The sequence below is a fragment of the Martinezella rhizogenes genome (assembly GCF_027460065.1).
Lineage (GTDB): Bacteria > Pseudomonadota > Alphaproteobacteria > Rhizobiales > Rhizobiaceae > Agrobacterium > Agrobacterium rhizogenes_C.
This window is the reverse complement of record NZ_JAPYZZ010000001.1, coordinates 461503-478831: the sequence shown is the minus strand read 5'-3', so window position 1 is coordinate 478831 and position 17329 is coordinate 461503. Positions and strand designations below refer to the sequence as shown.

The following is a 17329-nucleotide window of genomic DNA, read 5'->3' as shown; positions in this document are numbered from 1 at the left end:
CACATTTGGTGGCGGGCCGCAGTGGATTGCGGCCCGCCTTGCCGCTTATTTGAAGACGGCGTTCGGGTTGTCGAGGCTTGCGGAGCCTTCAAGCTCGATCTTACCGAGATCGAGCGCCGCGATGACGCGTTCAACGGTCTTCGTCTGGTCAATGAGACCGTCGATGGCCGCCTGAACCACGGCATTGCCTTCCTTGTTGCCTTCGCCGATCATCTGGTCATAGGCTTCAACCGTCTGGCCGCGCTTTTCCATTGCGTGCATGGCGTCGAGCGTCTTGTTCAGCTTCGCCGTCATTTCGTCGTTCAGCGCCTTGTCCTTGGCGCCAACGAGTTCCGCCAGCGAGGCGCCGGTCATCTTCGTGCCGTCCACGCGGGTATAGTCGCCGGTATAGGCCGAAGCGATGCCGATGGCGTCGTTCAGATGCGAATTATAGGTGTTGTCGGAGAAGCAATCATGCTCCTCTTCCGGATCGTGCAGCAAAAGGCCGAGCTTCATCCGCTCGCCAGCCAGTTCGCCGTAGGAGAGTGAGCCCATGCCGGTGAGAATGGCGGTGAGGCCCGCTTTCGGATCGGCTTCCACCGTCTTCGTCGCTTCACCATCAGGAGCCCACGCATCCACCATCTCCTGCAAGTCCTTCACCAGCAGGGTGGAGGCGGATTTCAGGTAATCGGCGCGGCGGTCGCAATGGCCGTTCGTGCATTTTGCCTTGTCATAGTCGGTATAGGGGCGGTTGCCCGCGCCCGGCCCGGTGCCGTTCAGATCCTGGCCCCAGAGCAGGAATTCGATGGCGTGATAACCGGTCGTCACATTGGCTTCGACATCGCCCGCCTCGTGCAGGCTCTCGATCAGTTCCGGGGTGATCTTGGAGGCATCGACCTCTTCGCCGCTGATCTTGATCTTCGGATTGGCGATGATGTTTGCGACGTAAAGTTCGTTCTCGTCGCTTTCCGTACCGTAGGAGGCGTCGACATAATCGATCAGGCCTTCATCCAGCGGCCAGGCATTCACCTTGCCTTCCCATGCATCGACAAGCGGATTGCCGAAGCGGTAGACTTCCGACTGCTGGTAGGGAACACGCGCCTTGATCCAGGCTTCGCGCGCGGCTTTGAGGGTCTCTTCGCTCGGCGTTGCGATCAGCGCGTCGATGGCCTTGTCCAGCGTCTTCGCCGTGGTCAGCGAATCCTCGTATTTGGCATGCGCGACATCGGCATAATGCTTGATGACGGCGGCAGCGTCGGTGGCAGCCTGCGCGGGAAGCGCGGTGAAGGCCGCCGATGCGGCCAGAAGCACGAAAGACGCGCTAAGAATGGTTTTGCGGATCATGATCCCTCTCCTTGTGCAGCCATGAAAAGACGTCAGGCTGCGGCCAGCGAGTTCTGACCCAATCACAAACTTGTGTCAAACATTCTAGTTTAGAATGTTTTGAAACAAGCACGCGCGGTATTTCTCAAGTAAAATCGCTGCGTGCAAATAGGCTTTTATGCTTTGCGTTTCATCAAGCAGAAGAAGAAACCGTCCGTATCTGTGGTTGCAGGCGTCAGCGTGACTGTCTTTCCATCAGAGGAATGCGGTTTGTTCGCATCATCGCCAAACGTCGTCTGCCACCGCTCCAGTGCGGAGCCAATGGAGAAATCGGGATTTTCCTCGGAGAAGCGCTTGACCTGCTGCTCGTTTTCCTCGGGTAGAACCGAACAGGTGACATAAAGCAACTCGCCGCCGGGGCGCACGAAACCCTTGGCTTGCGAAAGCGCCTCGCCCTGCTGCTGCACGCGCTCTTCCAGATTGCGCGCCGTCAGCCGCCATTTGGTGTCGGGGCGGCGACGCCATGTTCCGGTGCCGGTGCAGGGCGCGTCCACCAGAACGCGGTCGAATTTTTCATGGAATGGAACAAGGCCCGCTGCGCGGTCATGCACCTGCACATTGCGCGTACCGGCCCGCTTCAGCCGCTCGATGATTGGCGCGAGCCGCTTGCGGTCGGCATCGAAAGCGTGGACCTGACCTTTATTGTTCATGCTGGCGGCCATGGCCAACGTCTTGCCGCCACCACCGGCGCAATAATCGAGGACCTGTTCACCTTCGCGAGCACCGGCAAGATCGGCGACGATCTGTGAGCCTTCATCCTGCACCTCGAACCAACCCTTCTGGAAGGAGAGTTCGGCGGTGACATTCGGCAGGCGGGAAGGGCCTTCACCGGCGGGAATACGCACACCCTGCCGGGCAATCCGAGTGGCTTCCGCGCCGCTTTCCTCAAGCGCCTTCAGAACCTTGTCCCGCGTTGCCTTCAGCGTGTTGGCGCGCAGGTCGAGGGTCGGTCGCTCGTTGAGCGCCTGTGCCTCGGCGAGCCAACGCTCCCCGAAAGCCGTTTCGAAGGAGGATTGAACCCATTCGGGAATATCGCCCTGGATATAGGCCGGTGCGTCGGAAAGTGAACGGGAAAGAAAGGCCTGCTGCCTTTCCGCGTCGGGTGCAGCGGGGGCGAATTTATCGCCGTCGAATTCCGACGCCAGTTCCGCAAAGCTTTTGCCCCATTGCCGCAGCAGGACAGCATAGGCAAGCGAGGCGGCACTGTCGTCATCCATCAGCCAGGCGTGCGACAGTTTCATGCGCAGCGCGTCATAAACGATGTTGCCGATGGCGGCTCTGTCGCCGGAGCCGGCAAAACGATGGGCGAGACCCCAATCCTTCAGCGCATCGGCGACGGGACGCCTGCGTCCCTCAATATCCGCCAATACTTCGATTGCTCCGGCCAAACGCCCGCCCAAACGCATTGTCTACCTCTTCTTGCTGATAAGCCCGGTTGGTAGACGCGAATGGCGGCGAGGGCAAGGCTCAATCGGCCTTGACGACCTCGTAGCAGACCTTGGCAGTGCCGGAGCTGATCATGCCGATGTTCTTGGCGGCAGCCTTTGAAAGATCGAGAACGCGACCCTTGATGAACGGCCCGCGATCATTGATGCGCACCACGACGGCTTTGCCGTTGCGGGCATTGGTTACCTTGACCTTGGTGCCGAACCGCAGCGAACGGTGTGCAGCGGTCAGGTTGGCGGCATTCATACGCTCGCCCGAAGCAGTCTTGGAGGACAACGCATACCACGATGCGCCTCCACAACCATTTGCCGCATTCGCCTGAAGAGGCGCGATGATGGAACAGGCGGCTATAGTTGCAGCGGTGAAAGTTATACGACGGATATTCAACAAACTGTGCTTCCCTGAAAATCGGCCCCGCGCCGATTGATTGTGCCCTTGCTAAACGGCCATGGACTGGCCTGAACGCCTTTTGATGCGAGATTGTAGGGCGAGGGAAAAATGGCGAAAAAAAGCTGATCTCAAATCACGAACTGTTACAGACTGTAATATTCGTGATCATTAGCCGGAGAGGCGCCGCAAGGCCGTTCCAGCCCATGCTCGGAAAAAATAATGCAGAATCAACGATCAAAGGAAATGCTATTGCAAGTCACGGCTTCGTGAATCCACTTCACGAAATGTGAGTGAAATATTTTTCCAATGACTAGGGTTTTAGCGATTTGCCGTAGTTAATTAAGTCTTAATTCTCTTAAATACAACGAAAACTATCCGCCAAAACGGTATTGGATGGATTTTTCGTCGTTTTTGGCGGAGTTGTTTTCAACCGCGCCAGAGTCGTTTTCCCATAATTGCCTCAGCGATTGTCGATACTCCGGAAAGCGGAAATCAAAGCCGAGTTCCCTTATTTTGGCATTGGAAACGCGCTTGTTCTCGCCGTAAAAAGAGCGCGCCATCGGTGTCAGATCGGCGGTTTCGAAATCCTGTTCAGCAGGGGGGACGACACCCATTAGGTCGGCCGCGAAGCTCACCACATCCTGCGGTGGGCAGGGTTCGTCGTCGGTCACGTTGAAGATGCCACGCTCATTTTTCTGCGTCAGAAAGGCAAGCGCGGCGCCGATATCCTCGACACGGATGCGATTAAACACCTGATCCTTCTTCACCAGACGGCGTGCCGTTCCCTTCTCGAAATTCATGAAGGTATTGCGTCCCGGGCCATAAATTCCGGATAGGCGCAGGATGGAAAGCGGCACATCTGCCTTTTGGGCTGCCTCCGTCCAGGCGGCCTCGGCGGCTACCCGTTCCACGGAGCGTGCGGAGACCGGGCGGCAGGGTGTCGTCTCGTCCACCCAGGCGCCGTCATGGTCGCCATAAACGCCGACGGTGGAAAGATAGGCCGCCCATTTCAGATTGGGCAGCCGCTTTTTCAGATCGCCGCCCAGAAGCGTAAGCAGGGGGTCGCCGTCCTTGCCTGGAGCGATGGATTGCACGAGATGGGTAACATTGCCCATCGCAGCGATGAGATCGTCATCGAGATGGGCGCCGTCGAAGAGCAGCGGCGTCATGCCTGCGGCGGCGAGATTTGCGAACTTATCCTCGCTGCGTGTGGTGCCGCGAACACTTGCGGCCTTGGTTTTCAGCGCGTTGGCAATGGCTTTCCCTGAATATCCCGCGCCGAAAATCATCACATGCATGCTTCATGCCTCTGCTAGTTGCCATTCCATTGCCGCTACCGGATCAGTCTCCAGCGCGCGACCGGCAGAGTATGTACGGAATTCGTCCCTGTCCATAAGCCGCGACAAAGCCCATGCGGCCATCCCGCGCACTTCCGCGGAAGGGTCGGCCTCCGCCAGCGCCTTGCATTGTTCCACAAATTGCCGGTCCGCAGAGTTTCCGGCCGCAATAAGCACATTGCGGATGAAGCGATTGCGGCCGATGCGCTTGACGGGGGAGCCGCTGAAAAAGCTGCGAAAGGCGGCATCGTCAAGCGTCAGCAGAAAGGCGATGGATGGTTCCTTCAGATCCTCGCGCGCCTGCAGCTTCATTTCGGAGGCGCTGGCCGCGAACTTGTTCCACGGACAGGCGGCAAGGCAATCGTCGCAGCCATAGATGCGGTTGCCGATCATCGGCCGGAATTCGTGCGGGATCGGTCCTTTGTGCTCGATGGTGAGATAGGAGATGCAGCGGCGCGCATCCAGCTGATAGGGAGCGGGAAAGGCCGCCGTGGGGCAGGCGTCGAGGCAGGCGCGGCAGGAGCCGCAATGATCCTTCTCCGCCTCATCAAGACACAGCTCGGCCGTGGTGAACATGCTGCCTAGAAACAGCCAGGAGCCATGGGTGCGGCTGACGAGATTGGTGTGCTTGCCCTGCCAGCCGAGACCGGCAGCGGCGGCAAGCGGCTTTTCCATCACCGGTGCGGTGTCGACGAAGACCTTCACATCCTCACCGGCGCGGGCGGCAAAGCGCGTGGCGATCTCCTTCAGCCGCCCCTTGATGATGTCATGGTAATCGCGGTTGCGGGCATAGACCGAAATGGCCGCCCTGTCCGGTTTCGAAAGCAGGTCGCGCGGATCTTCCTCTGGACCGTAATTGAGGCCGAACATGACGATGGAGCGTACATCGCCCCAGAGTGTTTTCGGTTCCGCCCGGCGGGCTTCGGTTTCCTCCATCCACGCCATGGTGCCGTGGTAGCCATTGTCGAGAAACTGCCGCAGCCGCTCCGGTGCGAGCGGAATGCTGTCGGGTGCCGTGATGCGACACAGATCGAAGCCGAGCGAAAGCGCCTCCTGACGAACGAAATCCGTCAGTTTGCGTGCGCGTATCCGCTGCTTGTCGCTGGCAACGTCGATGATGGTGCCTCCTGCGGGTTATTCTGTGAAATATATAGGCTGAGCCGCAGGCCGCAGCAAATAACCGGCAGGTCTGACCTCAGAAATCCAGATCGGCGTAGTGGGAGGAGGGGGCAAGGCGCGGAATTCGCTCGCTGAGGAATGGCCGGAAGGACGGACGGGATTTCACCCGCTGATACCATTCCTTGGCAATCGGCGCTTCGAGCCAGTTGATCTCACCGAGATAATCCAGCACCGAAACACCGGCAGCTGCAGCAAGATCGGCGTAGCTCAGCCGATCGCCGGCCAGCCATGTGCGCGAACCGGCCAGCCACTCCAGATATTTGATGTGCTGGCGGATATTGTTACGGGCGGTGCGCAGCAGCTTGGAATCCGGTGGCCCGCCACCCTGCGCCGCGGTCATCTGCAATTTATAGACCCTTTCGCGCACCAGCGGCCGGGTCACGTCATTTTCCATCTTCTGCAGAAACCATTCCGTCAGGCGGCGGATTTCCGCGCGCTGAAACGGGTCTTCCGCCAGAAGCCGCCTGTCGCGCTTCAAAACCCCATGCGTTTCGTCCAGAAATTCCGCCAGCACATAAGGCCCGCTCAGCGAGCGCATATTGTCATCGAGATAGACCGGCAGGGTGCCGGCCGGATTGAGCGCCAGAAACTCCCGCCGTCTTTCCCACGGCTGCTCCTCCACGAGATCGGTCTGGAAGCCGTATTCCGCAAGGATCAGACGAACGAACCGGGATGCGGTCGACATCGGGGAGTGATAGAGAGTTGGCATCGGTACTCAATTTTTACAATTGGTTGTCATGATCGGCATTTGCCGGAAAACTTTTTCAGTTTCGCTTCATCAAGACGCTATAAGAGCTTGGCTACTTTAAAACAAGTTTAACGCAATTGCTTTCCATTCACGCTTTCCCCCTGAAAAGAAGGATACCTCATGGGTGACCAATCGATCATCAGCGCGCTTCTGCTGGGCATTATCGAGGGTCTGACGGAGTTCATTCCCGTTTCCTCCACGGCGCATGTGCTGCTGGCCGGGCATTTCCTTGGCTTCAAATCACCGGGTAACACCTTTGCCGTTCTCATCCAGCTCGGTGCGATCCTCGCAATCCTTCTTGTTTATTTTCAAAAGCTTGTATCGATCGCCACGGCGATGCCGACAAGTGCCAAGGCGCGCCGTTTCGTGCTGGCGGTTCTCGTCGCCTTCCTGCCGGCGGCGGTGATCGGCGCTCTCGCGCATGACTTCATCAAGACGGTGCTGTTCGAAACGCCGATGCTCATTTGTGTCGTGCTGATTATCGGTGGCTTCATTTTGCTCGCGGTCGACCGCATGCCATTAAAGCCGAAATATACCGACATCATGGACTATCCGCCGTCGCTGGCCTTCAAGATCGGCCTTTTCCAGTGCCTTGCGATGATTCCCGGCACCTCGCGGTCCGGCGCCACCATTGTCGGCGCGCTGCTGATGGGTACGGACAAGCGTTCCGCCGCTGAATTCTCGTTTTTCCTGGCGATGCCGACCATGCTCGGCGCGTTTGTGCTCGACCTCTACAAGAATCGCGATGCGCTGAGTTTTGATGACAGCGCGCTGATTGCCGTGGGCTTCATCGCTGCCTTCGTCTCCGGCCTCTTCGTCGTGCGCTCGCTGCTGGATTTCGTATCGCGACGTGGGTTTGCGCCGTTTGCCTGGTGGCGTATCGTCATTGGTGCGCTGGGTCTCGTCGCGCTTCTGGTTATTGGCTGAGCCGCAGTTTCATATAGGACCGACAAAGAAAAAGCGCCCCCGGAGAACCGGCGGCGCTTTTTCTTTGAAACCTCTAAAGGCCGATCAGTTGGCGCTGATCGAAGCCGTTGCGCAGGGATCGACGCCGTAGGCCGGAGCGCAACCGCTCTTGCCCGCTGCAACCGTTCCCGGCGCCATGAAAGAACCCGCCAGAACCACCAAAGCCGCACACGCAAAAAAGAGTGCGATAGATCTGCCCATTTTATGATTGCCTTTCAGACGTTCGTTCGCGCGGATCGTGCCGCCGTGTGTGAATTGAGGGTCCGGGATATGTTTGGAATGTGGCGAATATCAATAAAGCAGCTTGTTGAATACCGGGTTAATGCGAAGTCTTTTCCACCGTTGCGCTTGTGCCACGCTTGCATGTCGAGACCGCACGGCCATTAACTTTTACCCGGCTTTCCAGGTCCGCTTTCGCCCATTCTGCACCTCCCCCGCAGTTGAGGGGAAAATGCACGAATAGCGGTTTGGTTGCAATTGAATTGCACCCAAAACAAAAAGCGGGAATGGCTCCCGCTTTCGTTTAAATCATTGGCGCTAAAGAGCTGCCGTCAGGCGGCCTTGCCCGCATTCGAGAACTGGCCGTGCGGACGATACTGCACCATATAAGACGGTAGAACCGAAGCGACGCGAACGGGGGTGATGCCGATGCCTTCCAGCGTCAGGCCGTTCTTTTCCGCCTCGGTGGAAACGACATTATCTTTTTTCAGCATGGTCACCTGATCGGGCGTCAGGGGCGGCGTAATCAGCGGCACCAGCGATGCGAGCTTGCCGATCATCGAGGCCACGCCGAAGGGCAGGTTGACGAAAGAGCGCTCGCGATAGGTCGCGGCAAGAACGGCCTCGAGACAGTCCCGGAAGGTCATCACATCAGGGCCGCCGAATTCATAAATTGCGCCGGGCTTCAGCTTGCCATCGACGCTGCGCGCGACGGCTTCCGACACGTCCTCGACATAAACAGGCTGGAATTTGGTTTTTCCGCCGCCGATCAACGGCAGGAACGGCAGGTTGCGGGCCATCTTGGCGAATTTATTGAAGAAATCGTCTTCCGGTCCGAAAATGATCGACGGACGCAGGATCACGGCGCCGGGCAGCACGGAATGGATGGCGGCTTCGGCGCGGCCCTTGGTGCGGCCATAACCGGTCTGCGAATTGGCGTCAGCACCGATGGCAGAGATATGCGTCAGCGTGGCGCCGGCGTCGCGGGCCGCTTCGGCAATGGCTTTCGCGCCGAATTCCTGCACGGCGTCAAAAGTGTTACGGCCGCTTTCCGCCAGGATGCCGACACAATTGACGACATGATCCGCGTCTTCGACGGCTTTGATAATGGAGTCGCGATAACGCAGGTTAGCCTGCGCGAAGGAAATCTGGCCGACATTGCCGAGCGGCTGCAGAAAGCCGGCAAGATCGGGGCGACGCACGGCAACGCGGATGCGATAACCGCGCTTGGCGAGCATTCTCACGACATGCCGCCCGACAAAACCCGAACCGCCGAAAACGGTGACGAGGGGTGGAAGGTTGGCCAAGGTCATGGGAGGCTCCTCAGAAGCTGTCGATAAAGCGTTTTTCAGTCTCTTAGCCCAAAGCCGCGCGCGCGTGAAGAGAGGTTGTCGCAAGGCCTGAGGCTAGTTTGGGAAATGCGGTTGACGGGCGTCAAATTCCTTCGACGATCATCATCTCCGCATCAGCGACTTCCTGGCGGATTTTGGCGGCTGCCTGGTATTCAGGAGAATTATAGCAATCGATGGCGTGCTGTACCGAAGGAAATTCGATAATCACGTTCCGTGCACGCGCCTTGCCTTCCAGCTCGGTAAAAGCACCGCCGCGAGCCAGAAAATTGGCGCCGAACCGCTCGAAAGCAGGCTTTGCCGTGGTGACATAGTCCTTGTAGCGCTCGCCGTCGCGCACATCGACGCGGGCGATCCAATATCCCTTGGGCATGTCGTCTCCTCCATCTACCGTTATTGATTGGCCGGGAAGCTGGCGCGCAGCATATCGTCCAGAATGGCACGGGCCGCCGCTTTCGGGTCCTCTGCCCTGACGATGGGGCGGGCGACAACCAGATGGCTCGAACCGGCCTTGATGGCATCATAAGGCGTCATCACACGCTTCTGATCGCCAAGATCGGCACCGGCGGGGCGGATGCCGGGGGTGACCACGGCAAGATCGGGGCCGAGGATTTCGCGCACGGCGGTGGATTCTTCCGCCGAACAGACAATGCCGCCCATGCCCGCCTCGCGCGCCTGTTCCGCCCGGCGCAGCACCAGCGAGCGGGCGTCGGAGGCGTAACCGGCTTCGGCGAGATCGCCGTCATCCATGGAGGTCAGCACGGTGACGCCCAATAGGCAAAGGCCGGAGCCTTCCGCCGCCTTGACGGCAGCGCGCATGGCTTTGGGATAGGCGTGCAGCGTCAGCATCGACATGCCCATGCGGGCGATGTTCTCGACGCCCGAGGCGACGGTATTGTCGATATCGAGCAGCTTCATGTCGAGAAAGACCTTCTTGCCGCTCTGGACAAGATCCCGCGCGAATTCGAGACCGCCGGCAAATACCAGCTGATAACCGATCTTGTAGAACAGGACCTCGTCGCCGATTTTCGACACGATGTCTTCGGCCTGCTGCACAGTCGGAACATCCAGCCCGACGATGAGTTTTTCGCGCGCGGTCATTGTCTTATCCCTGCCATGTTTCCATTGCCGTCCAGTCGCATGTGGGGGACGCGGCTGCAAGTGAAAACTCGGCGATGGAAAAGCGGAAGAGATTGCCGCCGCCAGCGGACTGGTCCTTGCTGCGGCTGATGCCGCGGCCCTCGATATGGCATTTCAGAAGTGTGCCCACGCCGCCATGGCCGACAAAGGCGATAGGCTGCTGTGGGTCGTGTCGGTCGAGAATGGCTTTGACGACCCCGACGATCCGCACCTGCGCATCGATTGCCCGCTCCCAGCCGTGAAAGCTCTCTTCAGGATGGGCGAAGAACCAATCCGCCGCTTTCTCGAATTCCGGCGGTGGCAGGAAACCGGTGGCGGATCGGTCGTTTTCATGCATCGCCTCGACGATCTCTATCGCCGCACCGGAGGTTTCCGCGAGGATATGGGCGGTTTCGATCGCCTTGGTTTCCGCGCTGGAAACGATGCGCCGCAATGCCTTCGCCCAGGGAAGGCGGCTTGCCTCGCGCGCCCGCTCAGCACCCCTTTCCGAAAGCCCCCATTCGGGAACGGGAACAGCCGGATCGATCTTGACCTGGGGGTGGGTGATGTAGAGCGCATGCATGGCAATCGGTCCTCAAGGGCGATGGAAAGGGCAAATCGACACCCTAACCATGCGTCACGACCGGGAAATGACGGCCTTGTCCATTCTGGCTGGACGATCAGGCCCGCGTATAGGTCCACAATTGCGCCGGCGGAATATTGCGCACGATGAAATCGAAATGGCGGATGTGGTAGAGATGCGGCTGGGCAACAATGGGGGAAATGGGGCCGTAGGATATCTGGATGACAGGGCGGCCGTGCGGCACGCGCTTCAGCAATTCGTCGAGCAACTTGATACGGGCGGCCATCGGGAAATTCAGCATCGGCACGGCGGAAATGACGCTGTCGAACATCTGGCCCTTGTGTTCACCGAGGGTCGCATCGAGATCGAAGGCGTCACCATTGACGAAATTGACGCCTGGATAGCTCCGGAGCAACTGATTGTAGAAATCAGTCGAATATTCGATGGCCGTCAGGCTCTCCGGCTTGATGCCGCGCGCCAGAATGGCCTTGGTGATGACGCCGGTGCCGGGACCGAGTTCCAGAACCGGCAGGCCGGAATGGGGATTGATGACGCTTGCCATCTTTTTCGCAGTGATGGACGATGTCGGGACGATAGCGCCCACTTTTTTCGGCTGGCTGACCATGCCTTTGAAAAAGCGGATCTCTTCCTCGAATTTCTGTTCAAAGCGTCGCTTCAGGTTAAGTGCCATAATTCCCCTCAGATAAATTTAGTCATTGTCAAAAAACTGTTACCGCAATGTTGATCCCATTTGGCGCAAAAACAAGGCAAAATGTCGTAACTGAGAAAATTCAGTTACGGGTCGAACCACCTGTCCGCCGAATCAAAAAACGCCGATGAAGTGATCCACCGGCGTTTCTGGAAAAATTGAAGAAAACGGTCGGTTTTAAACGCGCATCGGCATCAGAACATAGAGTGCATCGTCGCCGGCGGTGTCGCGAACCAGCGTCGGCGAGCCTGCATCTGCCAGCAGAAAAATCGCATCTTCGCCGGAGAGTTGCGACGTGATGTCGAGGAGATATTTGGCGTTGAAGCCGATCTCCATCGAATCATTGTCGTAACCAACGGCCACTTCCTCGGTAGCACTTCCCGAGTCGGGATTGTTGACGGTCAGCGTCAACTGGCCGTCAGTTAGCGCCAGCTTCACGGCGCGGCCGCGCTCGGAAGAAATCGTCGAAACACGGTCCACGGCCCGGGCGAAGGTCTGGCAATCGACGCGCATTTCCTTGTCGTTGCCGGTGGGGATCACGCGCTGGTAGTCCGGGAAGGTGCCATCGATCAGCTTCGAGGTCAGGACTACCGAGCCGATGGCCAGGCGGATCTTCGCATCGGAGACTTCGACCGTAACTTCCAGTTCCGGATTGTCCATCAGCTTTTGCAGTTCACCGACGGTCTTGCGCGGAATGATAATGCCCGGCATGCCTTCGGAGCCGGAGGGCGCATCCACGTCAGCGCGCGCCAGGCGGTGACCGTCGGTGGCGACAGCGCGCAGCTTCAGCTCGCCATTGCTTTCGATGGTGTGGAAAAAAATGCCGTTCAGGTAATAACGCGTCTCTTCGGTCGAAATCGCAAACTGCGTCCGGTCGATCAGCATCTTCAGATCGGTCGCCTTCAGTTTGAAGGTGTGGCTGAAGGTGCCGGCGGTCAGGTCAGGGAAATCCGCTTCCGGCAGGCATTGCAGCGAGAATTTCGAGCGGCCGGAGGCAACGGTCATGGAGGAACCGTCCGGGTTGGTCGCCAGAAGCACTTCGGATCCATCCGGCAGCTTGCGCACGATTTCATAAAGCAGATGTGCGGGTACGGTGGTGGCGCCCGCCTGCTCCACCATTGCCGGGGTCGCTTCGGTAATTTCGAGATCGAGGTCGGTCGCCTTCATGTCCAGATTGGCGCCGGAGGCGCGCAGGAGGACGTTGGACAGGATCGGGATCGTGTTGCGACGCTCGACGACCCGGTGGACGTGGTTCAGCGATTTCAGAAGGTTCGACCGCTCAAGAGTAATACGCATGGACGCTACCGCTTTCAACCGTTGCGAACCGGCCACCGCCGGATCGGCAAGAAGAGTCTTCACCGGCCAAAGCCGGACAATGTGGACGGGCAAAATGGCAGAGTTATTGGAGAAAATGCAAGAGCGGAGTTCATCTGCTGCGGCTCATTTTGCTGCTATACAACATGATCCACAGGTTGCGACCGTCGATGGAGCTTGTTCGCCGGTTTTCTATTGCCCATAAAGGGAAAAACCGGAGCGACCGGCCGACAGGGATCGGCCAGAATGATTGGAAGCCGTGTGACGCAGGAAATATCGAGCAGCGATGCCAGACAGGCAGCGAAGGAATTCAGGATCGGCACGGCCACCATTCCGGCCCGGCCGCTGGAGCCGGCGCTTTATCTCGTCGCCACCCCCATCGGCAATCTCGGCGATATCACCATCCGCGCGCTGGAAACGCTGGCCTCGGCCGACGTTCTCGCCTGCGAGGATACCCGCGTCACCCGCATCCTGCTTGAACGTTATGGTATTCGCACGCGCCCGCTTGCCTATCACGAACACAATGCCAATGAAGCGGGGCCGAAGCTCATCGCCGCGCTGGAGGCCGGAAAATCCGTGGCGCTGGTATCGGATGCCGGAACGCCGCTGGTTTCCGACCCGGGTTATCGCCTCGGCCAGCTGGCACTTGAGGCCGGACACCGCGTTGTGCCGGTGCCGGGTGCCTCTGCGCCGCTCGCCGCTCTCGTCGGCTCGGGCATGCCGAGCGACGCTTTCCTGTTTGCGGGTTTTCTGCCGGTGAAGGATCGCGGCAAGCGCGACCGTTTTGCCGAGTTGGCGAAAATCCCCGCGACCCTGATCTTCTTTGAATCGCCACGCCGCATCGGCGCGTCCCTCACGGTGGCATCGGAGGTGCTCGGCCGCGATCGCCGGGCAGTGGTCTGCCGTGAACTGACCAAGACCTTCGAGGAGTTCCGGCGCGGGACGCTGGGCGAGCTTGCGGATTATTACGATGGCGACCGTGTGGTGAAGGGCGAGATCGTGCTGCTGTTGGAGCCGCCCTCCTATGATGAAATTCCCGATATCGAGGATGTCGAGAAGCTCCTGAAGGATCTTGTCTCGACCATGTCCGCTGCCAAGGCTGCCGGCGAAGCGGCGAAGCTGACGGGCCTGCCGCGCAAGGAGCTTTATCAGAGGCTGCTGGATATGAAGGACACGGATGGCCACTGACGGGCAGAGCGATAAAAGGCGGAAAGCCGAGCGGCGCGGTCATGCTGCCGAATATTGGGCCGCGCTTTATCTGTTGCTGAAGGGATATCGCATCCTCGCCATTCGGTATCGCACCCGGTTGGGGGAAATCGATCTCATCGCCCGCAAGAAGGATCTCGTCGCCATCATTGAGGTCAAGGCGCGCGCTTCCGGTGGCAGCGCGGTGGATGCCGTCGGTTTCCATTCGCAGCAGCGCATCCGGGCGGCTGCCGATCTCTGGCTCTCCCGCCGCAAGGATGCCGGCCGTTTTTCGCTGCGCTTCGATATTGTCGCCGTTCTGCCACGACGCCTGCCGCAGCACTTTATCGACGCTTTTTGAGGGCGAAGGGGAAGACGATGTCTACCGAGCGGGAAAAGATGGCTGCGGGCGAATGGTACAGCTGCATGGATGCCGAGCTGGATGTGCTGCGCTGGCGCGCGCGCTGGGCGGTTCACCAGCACAACACCCTGCCGCCGGATGAGCGCGGCACTATCGGGCCGCTGCTGCGGGCACTTTTTGCTTCTGTTGGTGAAGGGGCATTTATCGAGGCACCGTTTCATTGCGCTTATGGCCTCAACATCACGCTGGGCAGGAATGTCTATCTCAATGCCGGCTGCACCATTCTCGATTCTGCGAAGGTCGTGATAGGCAATGGCGCGATGCTTGGTCCCGCTGTGCAGATCTATTGTGCGGAACACCATCTGGACCCCGCCCCGCGCGCGCAAGGCATTGAAATCGCAAAGCCTGTGACGATCGGCCGTGATGTCTGGATTGGCGGGGGAGCGATCATTCTGGCGGGCATAACCATTGGTGACGGTGCGATTGTCGGTGCCGGTTCGGTGGTGACGCGCGACGTGCCTCAGGGCGCGACGGTCGTGGGAAATCCGGCCCGTCCGATAAGACGCAGTGACGCCTGAGGCATGCGTTTTTGAGGAAACGCGGTCTATTAGCGGGTGCTGTAACAAATCTGACATGAAACTGTTAAAGAGGCGTCATGGAACCCCTCTATTCGCATCCTCATCCCAATAAATGGTGGAGAGGAATTAGTAATGTTGAAGAAGATTTCCATGGCCGCAGTGGCGGTCAGCATTTCGGCAACGTCTTCCATGGCTGCGACCAACATCACCTGGTGGCACGGCATGGGTGGCCGTAACGGCGAAGTCATCAACGAAGTTTCCCAGAAGTTCAACGAAGCCCAGAAGGAATGCGCTCTGACGCCGGTTTCCAAGGGCTCCTACGAAGAAGCGCTGGCAAGCGGCATCGCTGCTTTCCGTTCGGGCGAACAGCCGAACATTCTCCAGGTTTTTGATGCCGGCGCCGCCACCATCATCAACGCCAAGGGCGCGGTCATTCCTGCTGAAGACCTCATCAACAAGGCCGGTTACAAGTTCGACCGTGACGCCTTCATCAACGGCGTGCGTTATTTCTACGCTGCCGCTGACGGCAAGTTCGTCGGCATGCCGTTCAACTCCTCCGCTCCGATCATGTACATCAACGACGAAGCCCTGAAGAAGGCCGGCGTCGAGGCACCGAAGACCTGGGAAGAGTTCGAAAAGGTTGCGCCGAAGCTGAAGGAAGCCGGTTACATCCCGCTCGTCCAGTCGCAGCTGACCTGGCAGTTCACGGAGAACTTCTTCTCCCGCAACAACATCCAGTTCGCCACCAACAATAACGGTTACGACAGCGTCACCGACACCAAGCTCAAGGTCACCGACCCGAACCTCGTCATGATGTTCGAAAAGCTGAAAGACTGGAAGGACAAGGGCCTGTTCGCCTATTATGGCGCCGGCTGGAATGACAACCAGAAGCCCTTCGAAGAAGGCAAGGTTGCACTCTGGATCGGTTCTTCGGGTTCCTTCGGTGGTCTGCAGAAGACGGCGACCATGCCGTTCTCGGCAACCTTCCTTCCCTACTGGGGCTCCATCAAGGGTGCCGGCACCAACTCCTTCATCGGTGGCGCTGCTCTTTTCGCAATGTCGGGCAAGTCTGAAGCCGAAAACAAGTGCGTGGCCGACTTCTTCCAGTTCCTGACCTCGCCGGAAATCCAAGTCTTCTACCACAAGGCAACCGGTTACGTCGCCATCACCAAGGCCGCTTACGAAAAGGCCAAGGCTGAAGGCTACTACAAGGAAAAGCCGGTCGCGGAAGTTGGTATCCAGCAGCTGTCGCTGCCGGGTGGCGAGTGGTCCAAGGGTTATCGCCTCGGTTTCTACCCGCAGATCCGCGCCGTCATGGAACGTGAATATAACCGCATCTTCTCAGGCGAAGTGACGCCGAAGGCTGCCTTCGAGATTATCGAGAAGGAAGGCAACGACCTTCTGGCCCGTTTCGCCAAGACGGCCGGCTGATCGATCTTTTCGAAATCAATGATCGTTGTCGAGCCTCCTTTCCGACGGAAGGGAGGCTCGCTTCTGGATAAGGAGGCGCAAGCGTGGCCTATACATCGTCTCAACCGCGCCGGTTTTTGTCCGGCTGGTCCGCAAAGGCTGGAAAACCCGCCAAGCCCGCTGAAGCCGGCATGAAGCGCGTGCAGTTCTCCTCGTCCTACGTGCCCTATCTGTTTCTGGCACCACAGCTCGCGGTGATCTTCATCTTCTTCTACTGGCCATCCGTTCAGGCCGTGCAATCATCTTTCTATCTCGAAGACCCTTTCGGCTTCGGTGCCTCATTCGTGGGCTTCGCCAATTATTCGGATGCGATATTCAATCCGGAATATCTCAACATCGCCAAATTCACTGTGGTCTTCACCGTGCTGGTGACCTTATTTTCGCTGGCGCTCGGCCTGTTGCTTGCCGTCAAGGCCGATGCGGTCATTCGCGGCAGTTCGACATACAAGACGCTGCTGATTTCCGTCTATGCCATCGCACCGCCGGTCGCGGGTCTTATCGGCATGATGCTTTTCGACCAGCATATCGGGCCTTTCGTCAAATTGGCCGCGGTCTTTGGCTGGGACATGAAGGTGGGTCTCAACTACTTCGATACCGCTACAGCCATGATCGTCGTCGCGGTCTGGAAGCAGATCCCATATAATTTCATCTTTTTCCTGTCCGGCCTTCAGGGCGTGTCGGTTTCCGTGCGCGAAGCCGCGGCCATCGATTGCCGCTCCGGTTTCCGACGGTTCTGGACCGTCATTATGCCGCTTCTTGCGCCCACGGCTTTCTTCCTGCTCATCATCAACATCACCTATGCGCTGTTCGATACTTTCGGCGTCATCGACGTGATGGTGAAGGACAAGGCGGCGGATAATCCTATCACGCTGGTCTACAAGGTGTTTCTCGATGGTTTCCGCGGCAATGACATTGGCGGTTCCTCTGCCCAGTCAGTCATTCTGATGCTGGTCGTCTTCGTTCTCACCATCATCCAGTTCCGCTTCATCGAAAAGCGCGTCCACTACAATTGAG

Annotated in this window: 18 protein-coding genes and 1 pseudogene; 6 read left to right on the top strand and 13 right to left on the bottom strand. The window is 58.5% G+C overall.

Annotation, left to right across the window (positions count from 1 at the left end; translation table 11 throughout):
- Positions 1 to 45 precede the first annotated feature (45 nt).
- The 6 genes and pseudogenes from O8B93_RS02325 to O8B93_RS02300 form a co-directional block, all read right to left on the bottom strand.
- Positions 46 to 1323 carry an imelysin family protein gene (locus O8B93_RS02325; protein ID WP_269708199.1) on the bottom strand — a complete coding sequence of 426 codons (1278 nt, stop codon included), beginning with the start codon at positions 1321 to 1323 and terminating at the stop codon, positions 46 to 48.
- Between the two features lie 155 nt (positions 1324 to 1478).
- On the bottom strand, positions 1479 to 2768 hold the full coding sequence (locus O8B93_RS02320; protein ID WP_269708197.1) for an RsmB/NOP family class I SAM-dependent RNA methyltransferase: 1290 nt from the start codon (positions 2766 to 2768) through the stop codon (positions 1479 to 1481).
- Positions 2769 to 2829: 61 nt separating this feature from the next.
- The gene (locus O8B93_RS02315) at positions 2830 to 3198 is read right to left on the bottom strand and encodes a septal ring lytic transglycosylase RlpA family protein (protein ID WP_063949493.1); all 369 of its coding nucleotides are present in this window, start codon (positions 3196 to 3198) and stop codon (positions 2830 to 2832) included.
- A 426-nt stretch (positions 3199 to 3624) separates the two neighbouring features.
- Positions 3625 to 4496, bottom strand: a pseudogene (locus tag O8B93_RS02310) (SDR family oxidoreductase).
- 3 nt (positions 4497 to 4499) lie between these two features.
- The gene (queG, locus tag O8B93_RS02305; protein ID WP_269708637.1) at positions 4500 to 5651 is read right to left on the bottom strand and encodes a tRNA epoxyqueuosine(34) reductase QueG; all 1152 of its coding nucleotides are present in this window, start codon (positions 5649 to 5651) and stop codon (positions 4500 to 4502) included.
- 79 nt (positions 5652 to 5730) lie between these two features.
- A complete protein-coding gene (locus O8B93_RS02300) occupies positions 5731 to 6423 on the bottom strand; it encodes a glutathione S-transferase family protein (protein WP_010970800.1) in 693 nt (230 codons plus the stop codon).
- Between the two features lie 159 nt (positions 6424 to 6582).
- Here O8B93_RS02300 and O8B93_RS02295 point away from each other — a divergent pair, with 159 nt between their 5' ends.
- Complete coding sequence (locus O8B93_RS02295) at positions 6583 to 7389, top strand: undecaprenyl-diphosphate phosphatase (protein ID WP_269708194.1); 807 nt, start codon at positions 6583 to 6585, stop codon at positions 7387 to 7389.
- 84 nt (positions 7390 to 7473) lie between these two features.
- On the opposite strand, the gene O8B93_RS02290 is transcribed toward O8B93_RS02295, so the two are convergent.
- The 7 genes from O8B93_RS02290 to dnaN form a co-directional block, all read right to left on the bottom strand.
- Positions 7474 to 7629, bottom strand: coding sequence for a hypothetical protein (locus O8B93_RS02290; protein WP_006310141.1), 156 nt, complete (start codon positions 7627 to 7629; stop codon positions 7474 to 7476).
- A 350-nt stretch (positions 7630 to 7979) separates the two neighbouring features.
- Entirely contained in the window at positions 7980 to 8960 is a 981-nt protein-coding gene (locus tag O8B93_RS02285; protein WP_269708193.1) for a complex I NDUFA9 subunit family protein, read from the bottom strand.
- A gap of 121 nt (positions 8961 to 9081) precedes the next feature.
- Positions 9082 to 9369 (bottom strand): DUF1330 domain-containing protein, encoded by a 288-nt coding sequence (locus O8B93_RS02280; RefSeq protein ID WP_269708191.1) that lies wholly within the window; start codon positions 9367 to 9369, stop codon positions 9082 to 9084.
- 20 nt (positions 9370 to 9389) lie between these two features.
- Positions 9390 to 10097 carry an orotidine-5'-phosphate decarboxylase gene (pyrF, locus tag O8B93_RS02275; RefSeq protein WP_269708189.1) on the bottom strand — a complete coding sequence of 236 codons (708 nt, stop codon included), beginning with the start codon at positions 10095 to 10097 and terminating at the stop codon, positions 9390 to 9392.
- Positions 10098 to 10101: 4 nt separating this feature from the next.
- Positions 10102 to 10698 (bottom strand): histidine phosphatase family protein, encoded by a 597-nt coding sequence (locus tag O8B93_RS02270; protein WP_269708187.1) that lies wholly within the window; start codon positions 10696 to 10698, stop codon positions 10102 to 10104.
- Positions 10699 to 10795: 97 nt separating this feature from the next.
- Complete coding sequence (gene pmtA, locus O8B93_RS02265; RefSeq protein WP_269708186.1) at positions 10796 to 11389, bottom strand: phospholipid N-methyltransferase PmtA; 594 nt, start codon at positions 11387 to 11389, stop codon at positions 10796 to 10798.
- A 195-nt stretch (positions 11390 to 11584) separates the two neighbouring features.
- The gene (gene dnaN, locus O8B93_RS02260) at positions 11585 to 12703 is read right to left on the bottom strand and encodes a DNA polymerase III subunit beta (protein WP_080827511.1); all 1119 of its coding nucleotides are present in this window, start codon (positions 12701 to 12703) and stop codon (positions 11585 to 11587) included.
- A 264-nt stretch (positions 12704 to 12967) separates the two neighbouring features.
- Between dnaN and rsmI the strand changes: the two genes are divergently transcribed.
- The 5 genes from rsmI to O8B93_RS02235 all read left to right on the top strand — a co-directional run bounded on the left by rsmI (position 12968) and on the right by O8B93_RS02235 (position 17328).
- Positions 12968 to 13909, top strand: coding sequence for a 16S rRNA (cytidine(1402)-2'-O)-methyltransferase (rsmI, locus tag O8B93_RS02255; protein ID WP_269708185.1), 942 nt, complete (start codon positions 12968 to 12970; stop codon positions 13907 to 13909).
- On the top strand, positions 13899 to 14267 hold the full coding sequence (locus O8B93_RS02250) for a YraN family protein (protein ID WP_269708184.1): 369 nt from the start codon (positions 13899 to 13901) through the stop codon (positions 14265 to 14267). The genes rsmI and O8B93_RS02250 overlap by 11 nt, the downstream gene beginning before the upstream one ends.
- Before the next feature lie 17 nt (positions 14268 to 14284).
- Positions 14285 to 14845 (top strand): sugar O-acetyltransferase, encoded by a 561-nt coding sequence (locus O8B93_RS02245; RefSeq protein WP_269708183.1) that lies wholly within the window; start codon positions 14285 to 14287, stop codon positions 14843 to 14845.
- A gap of 132 nt (positions 14846 to 14977) precedes the next feature.
- Positions 14978 to 16276 (top strand): extracellular solute-binding protein, encoded by a 1299-nt coding sequence (locus O8B93_RS02240; protein WP_269708182.1) that lies wholly within the window; start codon positions 14978 to 14980, stop codon positions 16274 to 16276.
- 83 nt (positions 16277 to 16359) lie between these two features.
- Positions 16360 to 17328, top strand: a complete 969-nt coding sequence (locus tag O8B93_RS02235; RefSeq protein ID WP_269708181.1) for an ABC transporter permease — start codon at positions 16360 to 16362, stop codon at positions 17326 to 17328.
- The last annotated feature ends 1 nt before the right edge of the window (position 17329 follow it).

Coding starts and splice junctions, on each gene's coding strand:
- O8B93_RS02325 (WP_269708199.1), bottom strand. CDS start 1,323: ATGATCCGCAAAACCATTCTTAGCGCGTCTTTCGTGCTTCTGGCCGCA.
- O8B93_RS02320 (WP_269708197.1), bottom strand. CDS start 2,768: ATGCGTTTGGGCGGGCGTTTGGCCGGAGCAATCGAAGTATTGGCGGAT.
- O8B93_RS02300 (WP_010970800.1), bottom strand. CDS start 6,423: ATGCCAACTCTCTATCACTCCCCGATGTCGACCGCATCCCGGTTCGTT.
- O8B93_RS02295 (WP_269708194.1), top strand. CDS start 6,583: ATGGGTGACCAATCGATCATCAGCGCGCTTCTGCTGGGCATTATCGAG.
- O8B93_RS02290 (WP_006310141.1), bottom strand. CDS start 7,629: ATGGGCAGATCTATCGCACTCTTTTTTGCGTGTGCGGCTTTGGTGGTT.
- O8B93_RS02285 (WP_269708193.1), bottom strand. CDS start 8,960: ATGACCTTGGCCAACCTTCCACCCCTCGTCACCGTTTTCGGCGGTTCG.
- O8B93_RS02280 (WP_269708191.1), bottom strand. CDS start 9,369: ATGCCCAAGGGATATTGGATCGCCCGCGTCGATGTGCGCGACGGCGAG.
- pyrF (WP_269708189.1), bottom strand. CDS start 10,097: ATGACCGCGCGCGAAAAACTCATCGTCGGGCTGGATGTTCCGACTGTG.
- O8B93_RS02270 (WP_269708187.1), bottom strand. CDS start 10,698: ATGCATGCGCTCTACATCACCCACCCCCAGGTCAAGATCGATCCGGCT.
- pmtA (WP_269708186.1), bottom strand. CDS start 11,389: ATGGCACTTAACCTGAAGCGACGCTTTGAACAGAAATTCGAGGAAGAG.
- dnaN (WP_080827511.1), bottom strand. CDS start 12,703: ATGCGTATTACTCTTGAGCGGTCGAACCTTCTGAAATCGCTGAACCAC.
- rsmI (WP_269708185.1), top strand. CDS start 12,968: ATGATTGGAAGCCGTGTGACGCAGGAAATATCGAGCAGCGATGCCAGA.
- O8B93_RS02250 (WP_269708184.1), top strand. CDS start 13,899: ATGGCCACTGACGGGCAGAGCGATAAAAGGCGGAAAGCCGAGCGGCGC.
- O8B93_RS02245 (WP_269708183.1), top strand. CDS start 14,285: ATGTCTACCGAGCGGGAAAAGATGGCTGCGGGCGAATGGTACAGCTGC.
- O8B93_RS02240 (WP_269708182.1), top strand. CDS start 14,978: ATGTTGAAGAAGATTTCCATGGCCGCAGTGGCGGTCAGCATTTCGGCA.